17 protein-coding genes are annotated in these 13,407 nt (G+C 30.2%); 7 read left to right on the top strand and 10 right to left on the bottom strand.

Going from position 1 to position 13,407, the window contains the following annotated elements; genetic code table 11:
• Positions 1–92 precede the first annotated feature (92 nt).
• The gene (locus V1T75_RS06335) at positions 93–1,088 is read right to left on the bottom strand and encodes an NAD(P)H-dependent glycerol-3-phosphate dehydrogenase (RefSeq protein WP_330487714.1); all 996 of its coding nucleotides are present in this window, start codon (positions 1,086–1,088) and stop codon (positions 93–95) included.
• Positions 1,089–1,183: 95 nt separating this feature from the next.
• Between V1T75_RS06335 and dut the strand changes: the two genes are divergently transcribed.
• Both dut and V1T75_RS06325 read left to right on the top strand, forming a co-directional pair.
• Entirely contained in the window at positions 1,184–1,615 is a 432-nt protein-coding gene (gene dut, locus V1T75_RS06330) for a dUTP diphosphatase (RefSeq protein ID WP_330487713.1), read from the top strand.
• Positions 1,615–1,980 carry a hypothetical protein gene (locus tag V1T75_RS06325; RefSeq protein WP_330487712.1) on the top strand — a complete coding sequence of 122 codons (366 nt, stop codon included), beginning with the start codon at positions 1,615–1,617 and terminating at the stop codon, positions 1,978–1,980. The genes dut and V1T75_RS06325 overlap by 1 nt, the downstream gene beginning before the upstream one ends.
• Positions 1,981–1,984: 4 nt before the next feature.
• Here the strand turns inward: V1T75_RS06325 and V1T75_RS06320 are convergent, their stop codons facing one another.
• Together V1T75_RS06320 and recA are read right to left on the bottom strand one after the other, a co-directional pair.
• On the bottom strand, positions 1,985–2,521 hold the full coding sequence (locus tag V1T75_RS06320) for a GNAT family N-acetyltransferase (protein WP_330487711.1): 537 nt from the start codon (positions 2,519–2,521) through the stop codon (positions 1,985–1,987).
• A gap of 84 nt (positions 2,522–2,605) precedes the next feature.
• The gene (gene recA, locus V1T75_RS06315; RefSeq protein ID WP_330487710.1) at positions 2,606–3,613 is read right to left on the bottom strand and encodes a recombinase RecA; all 1,008 of its coding nucleotides are present in this window, start codon (positions 3,611–3,613) and stop codon (positions 2,606–2,608) included.
• Between the two features lie 115 nt (positions 3,614–3,728).
• Between recA and V1T75_RS06310 the strand changes: the two genes are divergently transcribed.
• Positions 3,729–4,304 (top strand): pseudouridine synthase, encoded by a 576-nt coding sequence (locus V1T75_RS06310; RefSeq protein WP_330487709.1) that lies wholly within the window; start codon positions 3,729–3,731, stop codon positions 4,302–4,304.
• Between the two features lie 162 nt (positions 4,305–4,466).
• Here V1T75_RS06310 and V1T75_RS06305 read toward each other — a convergent pair whose 3' ends face one another.
• The 4 genes from V1T75_RS06305 to V1T75_RS06290 form a co-directional block, all read right to left on the bottom strand.
• Positions 4,467–4,907 carry a GNAT family N-acetyltransferase gene (locus V1T75_RS06305; protein ID WP_330487708.1) on the bottom strand — a complete coding sequence of 147 codons (441 nt, stop codon included), beginning with the start codon at positions 4,905–4,907 and terminating at the stop codon, positions 4,467–4,469.
• Complete coding sequence (gene rpiB, locus V1T75_RS06300) at positions 4,904–5,338, bottom strand: ribose 5-phosphate isomerase B (protein ID WP_330487707.1); 435 nt, start codon at positions 5,336–5,338, stop codon at positions 4,904–4,906. The genes V1T75_RS06305 and rpiB overlap by 4 nt, the downstream gene beginning before the upstream one ends.
• A gap of 684 nt (positions 5,339–6,022) precedes the next feature.
• Positions 6,023–6,187 (bottom strand): hypothetical protein, encoded by a 165-nt coding sequence (locus V1T75_RS06295; protein ID WP_164505163.1) that lies wholly within the window; start codon positions 6,185–6,187, stop codon positions 6,023–6,025.
• Between the two features lie 75 nt (positions 6,188–6,262).
• Entirely contained in the window at positions 6,263–7,174 is a 912-nt protein-coding gene (locus V1T75_RS06290) for a diacylglycerol/lipid kinase family protein (RefSeq protein WP_330487706.1), read from the bottom strand.
• A 116-nt stretch (positions 7,175–7,290) separates the two neighbouring features.
• Here V1T75_RS06290 and rnr point away from each other — a divergent pair, with 116 nt between their 5' ends.
• The 3 genes from rnr to V1T75_RS06275 all read left to right on the top strand — a co-directional run bounded on the left by rnr (position 7,291) and on the right by V1T75_RS06275 (position 10,480).
• Positions 7,291–9,486 (top strand): ribonuclease R, encoded by a 2,196-nt coding sequence (gene rnr / locus V1T75_RS06285; RefSeq protein ID WP_330487705.1) that lies wholly within the window; start codon positions 7,291–7,293, stop codon positions 9,484–9,486.
• 91 nt (positions 9,487–9,577) lie between these two features.
• Positions 9,578–10,255: a head GIN domain-containing protein gene (locus V1T75_RS06280; protein ID WP_330487704.1), complete on the top strand. Its 678-nt coding sequence runs from the start codon at positions 9,578–9,580 to the stop codon at positions 10,253–10,255.
• A 33-nt stretch (positions 10,256–10,288) separates the two neighbouring features.
• Entirely contained in the window at positions 10,289–10,480 is a 192-nt protein-coding gene (locus V1T75_RS06275; protein WP_330487703.1) for a Sec-independent protein translocase subunit TatA/TatB, read from the top strand.
• A 53-nt stretch (positions 10,481–10,533) separates the two neighbouring features.
• Here V1T75_RS06275 and V1T75_RS06270 read toward each other — a convergent pair whose 3' ends face one another.
• Both V1T75_RS06270 and V1T75_RS06265 read right to left on the bottom strand, forming a co-directional pair.
• Positions 10,534–10,851, bottom strand: coding sequence for a heavy metal-binding domain-containing protein (locus V1T75_RS06270; RefSeq protein ID WP_330487702.1), 318 nt, complete (start codon positions 10,849–10,851; stop codon positions 10,534–10,536).
• Positions 10,852–10,853: 2 nt separating this feature from the next.
• A complete protein-coding gene (locus tag V1T75_RS06265; protein ID WP_047788054.1) occupies positions 10,854–11,780 on the bottom strand; it encodes an SPFH domain-containing protein in 927 nt (308 codons plus the stop codon).
• A 133-nt stretch (positions 11,781–11,913) separates the two neighbouring features.
• On the opposite strand from V1T75_RS06265, the gene V1T75_RS06260 reads away from it, so the two are divergent.
• The gene (locus tag V1T75_RS06260; RefSeq protein ID WP_330487701.1) at positions 11,914–12,312 is read left to right on the top strand and encodes a DoxX family membrane protein; all 399 of its coding nucleotides are present in this window, start codon (positions 11,914–11,916) and stop codon (positions 12,310–12,312) included.
• A gap of 143 nt (positions 12,313–12,455) precedes the next feature.
• On the opposite strand, the gene V1T75_RS06255 is transcribed toward V1T75_RS06260, so the two are convergent.
• A complete protein-coding gene (locus V1T75_RS06255; RefSeq protein WP_443082042.1) occupies positions 12,456–13,340 on the bottom strand; it encodes a class I SAM-dependent methyltransferase in 885 nt (294 codons plus the stop codon).
• Positions 13,341–13,407: the final 67 nt, after the last annotated feature.

Raw genomic sequence — 13,407 nt, 5'->3', positions numbered from 1 at the left:
GTTACAAGACCTATACACAACTCAAATATAGAAGCGATTGATGGGGCTTCTTAATTTTTATTAAGAAGGATTATTTGTACAAATGCAAACAACTAATCTAATCTATTTGTTAACTTTAAAAACTCATCTTTCGCTTCTTTTTTGTCGTACAAAACGTTATAAACAGCGTCGATTATTGGAGTTTTAGCTTTGTTTTTTTGATTGATTTTATAAGCACTTTTTGTAGCATAGTACCCTTCAGCAACCATACTCATTTCTAACATTGCAGATTTTACAGTATAGCCTTTCCCTATCATATTTCCAAACATTCGATTTCTACTAAATGTCGAATATCCCGTAACCAATAAATCACCTAGGTATGCTGAATTATTAATATTACGCTTCATTTTATGAATCTTTTTAATAAAACGTTTCATTTCACGAATACCATTACTCATTAACACCGCTTGAAAATTATCTCCATAGCCTAAACCATGGGCAATTCCTGCTGCAATGGCATAAATATTTTTTAGCATTGCTGCGTATTCTGTACCAATAATATCATCAGAAATTTTGGTTTTAATATAGCGTCCAGCTATTGCTTTGCTTAGGTTTGTTGCTTTTTTCTCATCTTGGCACGCCAATGTTAAATACGATAAACGTTCCATCGCTACTTCTTCTGCATGACAGGGTCCTGATATTACTCCAATATTTTCATATGGTATGTTGTATTTTTCATGAAAATGCTCACCTACTATTAATCCAGATTCAGGAACAATTCCTTTAATAGCTGAAAAGATAATTTTATTTTCTAAAGATACTGTTAGTTTTTCCAGTTCAGTACTTAAAAAAGCTGAAGGAATGGCAAAAATTAACACATCGTAATTTTCAATAATATAATTTATATCTTCAGACAAATCTAACTGTTCAGGATGTAATTCAGCAGAACTTAAATAACTTGGATTATGTTTATTGCGCTTAATATGCTCAATGGCATATATGCTACGCATATACCAACCAATAGTTTCTAAATTTTCAGATAACATTTTAACAATAGCTGTAGCCCAACTTCCACCTCCTAAAACGGCTATTCTAGTTTGATTGCTCATAAGTAGTATTTGTTTGTAATACAAAATTAAGAAATCTATAAACGACTCTCTAAACTTAAAGCTTATTATATTTGAAAATTGAAAAATCAAGTAACATGAATGTACAAATCATAAACAAGTCAAAACACCAAACTCCTGCCTATGAAACTGAAGGTTCTGCGGGTATGGATTTGCGTGCTAATATAGATGCTGCTATTACTTTAAAACCTTTAGAAAGAGCCATAATAAAAACGGGATTATTTATTGCCCTCCCTGTTGGCTATGAATCTCAAGTTCGTCCTCGTAGTGGACTTGCAGCTAAAAAAGGAATTACAGTATTAAACTCTCCTGGAACTGTTGATGCAGATTACCGTGGTGAAATAGGGGTTATTTTAGTTAATTTATCTAATGAAGAGTTTGTAGTAAATGATGGTGAGCGTATTGCTCAATTAATTATAGCAAAACACGAACGTGTAAATTGGCAAGAAGTAACTATTTTAGATGAAACTGAGCGTGGAGCAGGAGGTTTTGGAAGTACTGGAGTATAATGGAAGAACCTAATTTACAACCCTTACGAATTACTTCTGGTTGGAAAATAGAATGGAATTTATTTTATGAAGTAGATCCTTCAGAAGGTTTTATGCATTATTTAGACTCAAGTTCTTTATTGCATTTGTCTAATTATCAACTTATGAGGGCTATTGATTTAGATTTCAGACCAGAAAATGACCTTAACGGTCTTTTTTATCTTAGAGTTATAAATCTTACTGAAGTTAAAAATCCTAAGACTCAAAAAACAGATTACAAAGGTGATTGGGAAAACTTATATTTTGAGTTATCTTCAAAAAATAGGTTAGAAATTGTTAAGGAAATTGAACGTTTGGTAGTACAAATACCACCCTACAAACAATAGTAATTTACAATAGTTTACATACTTGACTCATTTTTCGAACATCCTCAAATAACAATTCAAAGGTTAAAAAACAATGTGAATGATATTGATATCCTAACTTTTTATAAAATTCAAAGGCTTGTGGTTTCTCATCCATAGTATCTAACCATATCAATTCATATTGTTTTTTAATGGCTTCCTCTTCTAACCAAGCTAACAATTGCTTTCCAATTCCTTTACCTTGAGTGTTTTTATGCAAATAAATTCGATGAAGTTTTAATGATTTTTTTTGCTCAAACCCTGATAATTTTTCATCCCATAAAATCCTAAAAATACCTACTCTTTTTGTATTGAAAAGAACAAAATAATAACTTGTTTTTTCTGCTGATAGCTCTTTTTCAAGATTCCTTTTAGAAAATTGACTTTGCACATACCAATTGCCTTCATCTTTCCAAAAATGTTTGTATGCAGCTTTATACACATCATCCATTAAGGTAATGAGAAATTTAAAATCTTCAACCTGTATTTTTTGTAATTGTATGGTATTTGAGATTCTAATCATGTTTTTTTTATAAAAAAAGCTGTTCTAGATAACCAGAACAGCTTTTTAAAATAGTAATAGTTTGAACTTTAAATTTAAAATTTCTTATTCTTGGTTTTCAATAGCTTCTTTAATTTTATTTTCAAGTTCTTCCATTAATTCAGGATTGTCTTTAATAACTCCTTTTACAGCGTCTCTACCCTGACCTAGTTTAGTGTCTCCATAGCTAAACCATGAACCACTTTTCTTTATAATTCCGTATTCTACTCCAATATCTAAAACTTCACCAACTTTTGATATTCCTGCTCCATACATAATATCAAATTCTGCTTGTTGAAATGGCGGAGCAACTTTATTTTTTACAATTTTAACTTTGGTACTGTTACCAATTACTTTATCACCATCTTTAATTTGTGTTCTTCTACGAATATCTAAACGAACCGAAGCGTAGAATTTTAAAGCATTACCACCTGTTGTCGTTTCAGGGTTCCCAAACATAACCCCAATTTTTTCACGTAACTGGTTAATAAAAATAACAGTACAGTTTGTTTTGCTAATCGTACCTGTTAATTTACGCAAAGCTTGTGACATTAAACGTGCATGTAGTCCCATTTTAGAATCTCCCATTTCACCTTCAATCTCTGATTTTGGTGTTAAGGCTGCAACCGAGTCAATCACTACAATATCAATAGCTCCTGAACGAATTAAGTTATCGGCAATTTCCAACGCTTGTTCACCATGATCTGGTTGAGAAATAATTAAATTATCAACATCAACACCCAAACTTTCAGCATAAAAACGGTCAAAAGCATGTTCTGCATCAATAAAAGCAGCAATGCCTCCTGCTTTTTGAGCTTCTGCAATCGCATGTATAGTTAATGTTGTTTTACCTGATGATTCTGGTCCGTAAATTTCTATAATTCTTCCACGAGGGTATCCTCCTACTCCTAAGGCTAAATCTAATCCTAAAGAACCTGACGATATTGCATCTACATCTTCTACTTGGCTATCTCCTAACTTCATTACGGTTCCTTTACCGTACGTTTTATCTAACTTATCTAGTGTAAGTTGAAGCGCTTTTAATTTGGCTTCTTTTTCTTTATCTGCTGCCATAAATCGTGCTAATTATTTTAAATAATAAGAACGGCTAAGTTATGAAAAACTAGCCTTAATATCCTATCTTTTTATGTTACATTTTGTAATATTGTGCTTCTTAAAAAAAGAAAAGATGTCAAACCATCGTCACTTCATGATTTATAAACCTTATGGTTTTTTATCACAATTTATTACCAATCAAAAAAAAGGAGGAAAACACAAATTACTAGGAGAACTGCATGCTTTTCCTGAAAAAACAATGGCTGTTGGTAGATTAGATGTAAAATCTGAAGGTTTATTACTATTAACAACTGATGGAAAAGTAAGTGATTTTATTACTACCAGAGGTAGTGTTGAAAAGGAGTATTATGTTCAATTAGATGGTGCTATTACATCTGAAGCTATTGAACAATTACGAAATGGAGTGGAAATTGGTTTTGAGGGAAAAAAATACATAACCAAACCTTGTAAAGTTGAATTAATTGATACTCCCGATTTACCTGAACGTTCTAAAAAAATTCGCGATGCTCGTCACGGACCTACTCCTTGGATAACAGTTACCTTAACCGAAGGAAAATTTAGGCAAGTACGTAAAATGACCTCGGCTGTTGGTTTTCCTACATTGCGTTTGGTACGTGTTCGTGTAGGTGATATTTTATTAGGTAATATGCAAGTTGGGGAAGTAAAAGAGCTTGATAAATTAATGTAACCTAAGTTACTTTTTAAAAAGTATCTTTTAAGTACTTTTACAAGTATGAGAGATAATTCAAACACTTTTATTTACATTATAGCGGGTATAATTATTCTACACTTTTTAATAGGCTTTGGATATTTACTTTATAAAATGAGTAAAAAAGAAAATAAAAAATAATTACCCCTTTACCATTCTTATATGCGGAATACCATCTTCTAAATAGCCTTCTCCAACTTGTTTAAATCCGTGAGATTCGTAGAATTTTTGCAAATAGGTTTGTGCAGAAATCGTTATAGTGGTTTCATTATAATTATCAACAATAGCTTTGATAGATGCTTTAATCAAATCGTGTCCGTACCCATATTTACGTTCACTTTCTTTTACTACTACCCTACCAATACTAGGGGTATCAAAATATTCACCACTATTAAACAAACGAGTGTACGCTATTATTTCACCTTCTTTTTCTCCTATCACATGTAAAGCTTTTTGGTCTTTACCATCAAGATCTTGATACACACAATCTTGTTCAACAACAAAAACTTCAGAACGTAATTGAAGTAATTCATACAGTTCTGAAGTTGTTAATTCTTTAAATTTTTTTACTATAAAATTCATGAACAGCAAGCTATTTTATTGACTCTATTCGCATGACGACCACCCTCAAATTCGGTAGATAGAAAAATCTTTACAAAACCTAAAGCTTGTTGTAACGATACAAAACGAGCTGGAATAGTTAAGATATTTGCATCGTTGTGTTGACGTGTTAATTCAACCAATTCGTTATTCCAACATAAAGCTGCACGCACTCCCTGGTGCTTGTTGGCAGTCATTTGTGCTCCATTACCACTACCGCATAAAATGATTCCCATTTCTGCTTGTCCTGTCTCCACAGCTTCAGCAGCCGGATGAATGGTATCGGGGTAATCCATACTATCGGTTTCATTCGTACCAAAGTTGATTACTTTATGTCCTAATTCTTCTAAAAGTTTAACGATTTCAAATTTGTATTCGGTACCTGCGTGATCGTTTCCTACAGCGATTGTCATAATTTGTTGATTTTAATTCAGTTGTGAATTACAAAAATACAGTTATTCACGGTTATCAACAGTAATTAACAATGCTTTTTTTAGTATTCTTAATAACCTCTTTAAAATTAAGAGGTTAAACTATATTATCTAATTGTTAAGAACTCATAAAATATTCTGAAAAGAAAATTTGATTTTCTAAATATTTTTTACAATACAAGAACACATATTAATTATGCAACTTTTTTTTTGAGATTTTAATGAACATTTATCAACATTAAATTAACCCTTTTTTTACATTGAAAAGAATATTAACTATTCAAAATTTTCAGTGAATTGCTGTTTATAACTTTTGTTAATAACTCTATTTTATAGTTGATTTTTAAAGTTTTATTTAACTAATAACTTGTTTATTTATTTTAATAAGTCACTTCACCAAAAATAAAATCCACTTTTTATGCTACATATTAACACACTATAATAACAATCATTTCTTTTTTTAAATTTTTAAAATCTCTTTTATTAATAATATAATATGTTAATAACAGTTTTTTTAAAATTTAAGTTTTAGAGATTCTTCTACTAATCATTTACTGAGTTACAAAAATTAGAGTAACTTCTTTGTTTTCTTTTAGTGCAAATTGCAAAAAATAAGACGTAAATACTACGTTTGTTGAAAAGTGATAATAAGTGAGTAAAAAAGGCTTATACGGCTTTTTTAGAAGCTTTGATTAAGTAAATAGTATCTTTAGTTACAACTTCTGAAGGAGTTTTTTTGTTTAAAGTCGTATTAATACTCACAACAGTTACGATAATTCCTGTAATGAATATAAAAATAAACAGCGCTATTATTTTTCGTAAGTTTTTCATTTATAACGACTTTCTTACTATAAAGACGTATGAATTTAAGAAACGTTACAATTTTATTAAGTTTTTTTTAACTTTTTAAGGAATAACTATTTGAATAGCACTTTTTAGAATACTAACTTTAACTTCACCTTTACCTATTAACTCACCATCTGCTTGAATATAAGGAAGTTCATCATTGTTTTTGGGAGTTATTAACAATGAGTTAGCCAAATGCGTTTCTACTTTTCTATGCTGAAGAATTTTTCCGTTGTATAATTTTTTAATTGAAAAAAGTAAGTCCCAGAAAGATAGGTTTTTAGCTATTGTTATATCAAATAACCCAGTATTAGAACCTTTATAATCAGTTAATTGCATACCTCCTGCAGAATACTTACAAATTCCAAACAAAGTCATTAAACACGTTGTTTCAATAATTTTATTGTTAATAGCTATTTTAAAAGTAGTTTTTTTGTAGAGTAATAAACCAGCTATTCCACTTAATAAGTACGCTATAGAGCCAAATCTTTTCAATTTATTTAACTTGTTAACAACATATCCGTCATAGCCAATACCTGCAACATTATTAAAATAAGAAGTAGTATTAGCCAATTCTAGATAACCAATATCTTGAAAAACAGTATTTTCCTGTTTTATTAAATTAACAGAAGCTTTTATATTTTTTGGTATATTATAAGTCTTAATCCAGTCATTACCAGTACCTAATGGAATAACTGCAACGGTTATTTCTTTTGAATTTATTGAGTCTTGAGACATAATTCCGTTAACAACATGATGTAAAGTGCCATCACCACCAACAGAAATTATTTTTTTATAGCCTTTGTTAATAGCTTCTTGAACAATTAATTTTTCATGATTTGCATATTCAGTTTTTGCATATTCATAGGTTATATTATTACATTTTAATTCCTGTTGAATATCAGACCAATATTTATTGAATTTACCATTACCAGCAACGGGATTTACAATAACAAACCAAGAATTATTCATATAAATACATTAAATAAAGAGCGGTAAAGTACAAAATGAATTTATAACAGTTATTTAAATTAGTAGCATTAATTTTATTTGTACTTTGGTAAAAATTTAAATAAGAAGAAAGATTAATGACTAGAAAGAAAAAAATCTACAAAAAAAAGGGTAAAGTTATCAAAGATCTTACCCGAAACATTTTCAAAATTTTTAACGAAGACAGTACTAAATATTATAATTATAAGCAGATTGCTGCTAAATTAAAGGTTTCCGATACAGATGGTAAAAATCAAATTATTAAAAAATTAGCTGAATTAACGGCAAATAAAAAGATTAAAGAAGTAGATAGAGGTAAATACCAAATTGACGAAGACCGTAAATATCACGTTGGTACACTTGATGCTACTTCTAACGGTAACGCTTATTTTATTTGTGATGATTTTGAACACGATATTTTTGTGCCTTCAGTAAACTTAGGTAAAGGTCTACATAATGATACTGTTAAAGCTTACGTATATAAAAAGCGTAGAAGTAACAAATTAGAAGCTGATGTTGTAGAAATTATAGAAAGAGCAAAAGCTGAATTTGTTGGGGTATTACAAATGAACAAAAACTTCGGATTTGTTATACCAGATAACAGTAAAATGTATGTTGACATCTTCATCTCTCAAAGTAAACTGAATGGAGCTCAAGACGGCGATAAAGTGGTGGCTAAAATGACCGATTGGCCAGAGAATTCTAAAAATCCGTTTGGAAAAATTACTCAAGTTTTAGGAAAACCTGGAGATCATGATACCGAAATTCATTCTATTTTATTAGAATACGGTTTGCCTTATGAGTTTCCTTCAGAAGTTGAAAAAGAAGCTTCAGAGCTACCTATTGAAATTACCAAGGAGGAAATAGCCAAACGTAGAGACATGAGAGGTGATTTAACATTTACTATAGATCCTAAGGATGCCAAGGATTTTGACGATGCCCTATCCTTTACCAAACTTGAAAATGGAAACTATGAAATAGGTATTCACATTGCCGACGTATCTCATTACTTGCAACCTAAAACAGTTTTAGACGACGAAGCTTACGAACGTGCTACATCTGTGTATTTAGTTGACAGAGTGGTTCCAATGCTTCCAGAAATGTTGAGTAATGGAGTATGTTCATTGCGACCCAATGAAGAAAAGCTTACCTTTTCTGCCTTATTTGAAATGAATGAGAAGGCACAAATTATTAATCAATGGTTTGGAAGAACAGTAACCTATTCAGATAAGCGTTTTGCTTACGAAGAAGCCCAAGCAATTATTGAAAATAAAACGAATATAATTCCTGCAGATGTTTCTTTAACTGGTGAAGCTTATGAGGTTGATGAAACTATTGTTGAAGCTACATTAAAATTAGATGAATTAGCCAAAAAGATGCGTAAGAAACGCATGAAATCTGGAGCTATTTCTTTTGATAGAGTTGAAGTAAAATTTAATTTAGATGAAAATGCTAATCCCATAGGTGTTTTCTTTAAAGAAGCAAAAGATGCTAATAAACTAATTGAAGAATTTATGTTATTAGCAAACAAAAGAGTAGCAGAATTTGTTGGGTTATCAGCAGGAAGACCAAGTAAGAAAACTTTTGTGTATCGTGTACACGATGAACCAGATGTAGAAAAATTAGCTTCATTACAAAACATTGTTAGCAAATTTGGCTATAAAATCAACACAGAAACACGTCAAAAAACATCTGATAGCTTAAATAAATTATTATCAGACGTGCATGGTAAAGGAGAAGCGAATATGGTTGAAACCTTAGCGATACGTTCAATGAGTAAAGCTGAATATACTACACAAAATATAGGTCACTACGGTTTAGCTTTTGATTATTACAGTCACTTTACTTCACCAATTCGTCGTTATCCTGACGTGATGACACATCGTTTATTACAACATTATTTAGATGGTGGAAATTCACCAAAAGCAGAAATTTATGAAGAGAAATGTAAACACTCTTCAAAAATGGAAGAATTAGCCTCAAAAGCAGAAAGAGATTCTATCAAATATATGCAGGTTAAATACATGCAAGATCATAAAGATGAAGAATTTGAGGGGGTAGTTTCTGGTGTTACAGAATGGGGAATTTATGTTGAAATACAATCTAATAAATGTGAAGGAATGGTTCGGATCAAAGATATTAAGGATGATTATTATATATTTGACGAAAAACAATACGCTGTGATAGGTCAATCGACCAAAAATATGATCCAATTGGGTGACGAAGTTGTGGTTACAGTTAAACACACCGATTTGGAACGTAAACACCTTGATTTTAATTTAATTTCGCACTAATTTGTATAGTTTTGAACAATAAAAATTGATATTTACCTTTATAGTATTGGTATAATTATTGGTTATACTCAATTAACTAATGGAATTAATTATGAAGAAGTTAGCAATATTAAGTTTGTTTTTGATGACCGTTATAGCATCAGCTCAAACAACCATAACTAAGAATTTAGGAGACTTTTCAATTGTAAAAGTGTATAACGGTATTGATGTAAAACTCGTTAAATCAGATGTTTCTAAAATTATAGTTACTGGTGAAAAAACAGATAAGGTTAAAATTAAGTTGGATGGAACTACTTTAAAAATACTATTGAGATTCCCTGAAACTACTGCCGATGGTAAAGTAAAAGCAACATTATATTACAATAAAACTTTATCAATTATTGATGCCAATGAAGGTGCTACAATTACTGGAAAAGATATCCATCAACAAAAAGTTGAGATTAGAGCACAAGAAGGAGCTTTTATTAACCTTGTGGTAGATGTTAAGCATTTAGAGGTAAAAAGCTCTTCAGGAGCTGTTATAAGGCTATCAGGTGCGACTAAGAATCAAAATGTCAATGCAGATTTAGGTGGAATGTATCATGGATACAAATTATCAGTAGAAGAAATGACCACTGTAAAGGCTGGATCTGGATCTAAAGTAGAAGTACAATCAGGAGAAACGTTAGATGCTAAAGTATCATTTGGAGGTTCAATTTTTTACAAAGGAAAACCAGAAGTATTTAGAGACAAAAAAGTAATTGGTGGAGTAATTGAACACCGAAGTTAATTTCGTATCTTTGTTGCGCAAAATTTAATAAAAATGAATTTACTTACTATATTTTTAGGAATGATCGGACCATGGCAAATAGCTATTGTCGTTGCATTAGTATTATTATTATTTGGAGGTAGAAAAATCCCTGAATTAATGAGAGGTTTGGGAACTGGTATCAAAGAATTTAAGGATGCTACTAAAGATGAAGAGAATACAGATAAAGTAGAAGATAAGAAATAAGATATTTATTATAAAAAAAAACCGAAACATAATTGTTTCGGTTTTTTATTTAATTAAAGTTTTATAGCGGTCCCAGAAGCAGTAACCATAAGCATACCGCCATTGGAACCCACTGTTTCATAATCCAAATCAATTCCAACAACAGCATCAGCTCCTAACATTTTAGCTCTATCTGACATTTCTTTCATAGCTATTTCTTTAGCTTCTCTTAGTACTTTTTCGTACGAGCCAGACCTACCTCCTACAATGTCTCTAATACCAGCAAAAAAGTCTTTAAAAATGTTTGCACCAATAATTGTTTCACCAGTAACAATACCTAAATATTCTTTAGCAGGTTTATTTTCTAATAATGGCGTAGTTGATAATATCATACTTATTCTTTGTCTTTATTTTCCTGTGCTTTCTTCATAGCTTCACCAATTTGATTACTAGCTGTAAAGCTTGCTACCATATCATTTAACATGTTACTACCAGCTTGAGGTGAATTAGGTAATAAAATTAAGTTACTATTTGTTTCTTCACCAATAGATTGTAAAGTATCGTAGTGTTGTGTTACAACAATTAATGCAGATGCTTCTTGGCTGTTAATCCCAACTTTATTTAATACTTCTACAGATTCTTCTAAACCACGAGCAATTTCTCTACGTTGATCTGCAATACCCTGCCCTTGTAAACGCTTACTTTCAGCTTCAGCTTTTGCTTTTTCAACAATTAAAATACGTTGAGCATCTCCTTCAAATTGTGCTGCTATTTTTTCACGTTCAGAAGCATTAATACGGTTCATTGCTGCCTTTACTTGTGCATCTGGATCAATATCTGTTACTAAAGTTTTTATAATGTCATAACCATAATCAGCCATGGCATCGTTTAATTCAGTTTTTACAGCAATTGCAATATCATCTTTTTTAACAAATACATCATCTAACTTCATTTTAGGAACTTCAGCACGTACTACATCAAAAACATAAGATGTAATTTGATCGTGAGGATAATCTAGCTTATAAAACGCATCATATACCTTATCACGGATAACTTTGTATTGTACAGAAACTTTTAATTTCACAAATACATCGTCTAAAGTTTTGGTTTCCACAATTACATCTAATTGTTGAATTTTTAAACTTAATTTACCAGCAATTCTATCTACAATAGGAATTTTTAATTGTAAACCTGAATGACGAATGCTTTGAAAGCGACCAAAACGTTCAATAATTGCAGCTGTTTGCTGCTTAACAATAAAGAATAACGATAAGAATACAAGAATTCCGATAACAATGACCGGATACATATAAATTGACATAATTTTAATTTTTAAATGTTAGTAATTTTTTTTTTGATAAATATACTATTTAATAATAGATATTTATAGGACGAATTTTTATTGAATTGTTACAATTCTTTTTTTAAAATTATATTTGTAAAAAATCAATTATATGGAACTTATACAACAAAGCATAACAGAAATTTTAATCCTACTTTTTTTAATCGTTACTTTTTTACAATCAGGAATAGATAAGGTAACAGATTGGAAAGGAAATTTGGCCTTTATAAAAGGGCATTTTAAAGACTCTCCTTTAAAAAATTCAGTGCCTTTTTTACTTGCTGTAATATTGGTGATGGAATTATTAGCAGGTGCACTAATGTTTGTAGGAATATTTCATTTATCAACAACAGGTAATCATAATATAGCTTTAATAGGAGCAGAATTATCGGCTGTAACTTTGATCTTTCTATTAATTGGTCAACGATTGGCAAAAGATTACGCCGGAGCGATGACTTTGGCAGTATACTTTATAATTGCCATTTTAGCGGTTTATTTATTAAATAGATAAAAATTATAATAAATAAAATTACAAATAATAATAATTTATATAAAAACCCCTAAAAAAACACTTTTTTAGGGGTTTTTATATTTTAGTAAAGTATTTGTATGGTTTACTATTTTTAAAGCGTTAAAATAGCTTTAAATTAAGTTTTAGCTGTTTTTTAAGATAAATATTAAAGAAGAATATTCACCTGAACGATTTGCTTTTATATTTGACTTTAATCCCGTAAAAAAAGCATGTATAGGTCTTGCTTTTTTTGTCTTGTATTTTTCAGATAGTAGGGAAACATAAAAAGAATCAAATTTCATAGGAAGTATTTTTTCTACCTTCATTTCAACCAAAGAAAATAGTTTTGACATGGCTGTTTTTGAAAAATGCCATAAATGTCTTGGAACATCATAAGCAGCCCAAAATTCTTTGTAATGTTTAGCATCGAAACTTTTATAATTAGGAACGGCAATAATTAATACTCCTTTTGGTTTTAAAAGCGATTTTAATTGTTGTACGTATGCTGTTAAATTAGGAATGTGTTCTAATACATGCCAAAGTGTGATAACATCAAATTGCTCATTTTCTAATTTTAAAATATCTTCTAAAAGATATATCTTTTTATTCTTAGCAATAGCCCTTGCTTTTTCTGAAGGTTCAACACCTGTAATATTCCAGCCTCCATTTTCACATATTTTTAAAAAATCGCCAGTACCGGCACCAACATCTAAAATTGATTTATTTTCTGTTTTAAAAGAATTAATCAATTTTAGTTTCTTTTTTAAGGTGTAGTTTTTTACAAATTGATATGTTTTATCAAAAAGAGTGATTTTACTATCTGTATGTGAAATATATTCTTCACTTGCATAATATTTTTCTAAGTTATTAGGTACAGGTGAAGTTACTAGCATGTCGTAATCTTCATTTATCATTACCTCATAACTCTCTTTCGATACCGTATGATCAATACAGTTTAAAAAAGGTTTTAAGTTCTTATAGAACTCTTTATCTGTAATCAAATTAATAAATTGTGTTGAATGTTCCACAAGGAACATCAGTTTTGTTTGAACAATTATACATAAAAAAATAAAACGTTCCACATGGAACATTTTA

The sequence above is a fragment of the Tenacibaculum sp. FZY0031 genome, assembly GCF_036350695.1.
Classification (GTDB): domain Bacteria; phylum Bacteroidota; class Bacteroidia; order Flavobacteriales; family Flavobacteriaceae; genus Polaribacter.
Note: the sequence above shows the minus strand (reverse complement) of the source record. Positions and strands in the feature narration are given on the sequence as shown.

Excerpts from the sequence above, each read along its gene's own strand:
- dut (WP_330487713.1), top strand. The coding sequence starts at position 1,184 with ATGAATGTACAAATCATAAACAAGTCAAAACACCAAACTCCTGCCTAT.
- V1T75_RS06280 (WP_330487704.1), top strand. The coding sequence starts at position 9,578 with ATGAAGAAGTTAGCAATATTAAGTTTGTTTTTGATGACCGTTATAGCA.
- V1T75_RS06265 (WP_047788054.1), bottom strand. The coding sequence starts at position 11,780 with ATGTCAATTTATATGTATCCGGTCATTGTTATCGGAATTCTTGTATTC.
- rpiB (WP_330487707.1), bottom strand. The coding sequence starts at position 5,338 with ATGACAATCGCTGTAGGAAACGATCACGCAGGTACCGAATACAAATTT.
- V1T75_RS06290 (WP_330487706.1), bottom strand. The coding sequence starts at position 7,174 with ATGAATAATTCTTGGTTTGTTATTGTAAATCCCGTTGCTGGTAATGGT.
- V1T75_RS06310 (WP_330487709.1), top strand. The coding sequence starts at position 3,729 with ATGTCAAACCATCGTCACTTCATGATTTATAAACCTTATGGTTTTTTA.
- recA (WP_330487710.1), bottom strand. The coding sequence starts at position 3,613 with ATGGCAGCAGATAAAGAAAAAGAAGCCAAATTAAAAGCGCTTCAACTT.
- V1T75_RS06275 (WP_330487703.1), top strand. The coding sequence starts at position 10,289 with ATGAATTTACTTACTATATTTTTAGGAATGATCGGACCATGGCAAATA.
- rnr (WP_330487705.1), top strand. The coding sequence starts at position 7,291 with ATGACTAGAAAGAAAAAAATCTACAAAAAAAAGGGTAAAGTTATCAAA.
- V1T75_RS06320 (WP_330487711.1), bottom strand. The coding sequence starts at position 2,521 with ATGATTAGAATCTCAAATACCATACAATTACAAAAAATACAGGTTGAA.
- V1T75_RS06295 (WP_164505163.1), bottom strand. The coding sequence starts at position 6,187 with ATGAAAAACTTACGAAAAATAATAGCGCTGTTTATTTTTATATTCATT.
- V1T75_RS06270 (WP_330487702.1), bottom strand. The coding sequence starts at position 10,851 with ATGATATTATCAACTACGCCATTATTAGAAAATAAACCTGCTAAAGAA.
- V1T75_RS06305 (WP_330487708.1), bottom strand. The coding sequence starts at position 4,907 with ATGAATTTTATAGTAAAAAAATTTAAAGAATTAACAACTTCAGAACTG.
- V1T75_RS06260 (WP_330487701.1), top strand. The coding sequence starts at position 11,914 with ATGGAACTTATACAACAAAGCATAACAGAAATTTTAATCCTACTTTTT.
- V1T75_RS06325 (WP_330487712.1), top strand. The coding sequence starts at position 1,615 with ATGGAAGAACCTAATTTACAACCCTTACGAATTACTTCTGGTTGGAAA.
- V1T75_RS06335 (WP_330487714.1), bottom strand. The coding sequence starts at position 1,088 with ATGAGCAATCAAACTAGAATAGCCGTTTTAGGAGGTGGAAGTTGGGCT.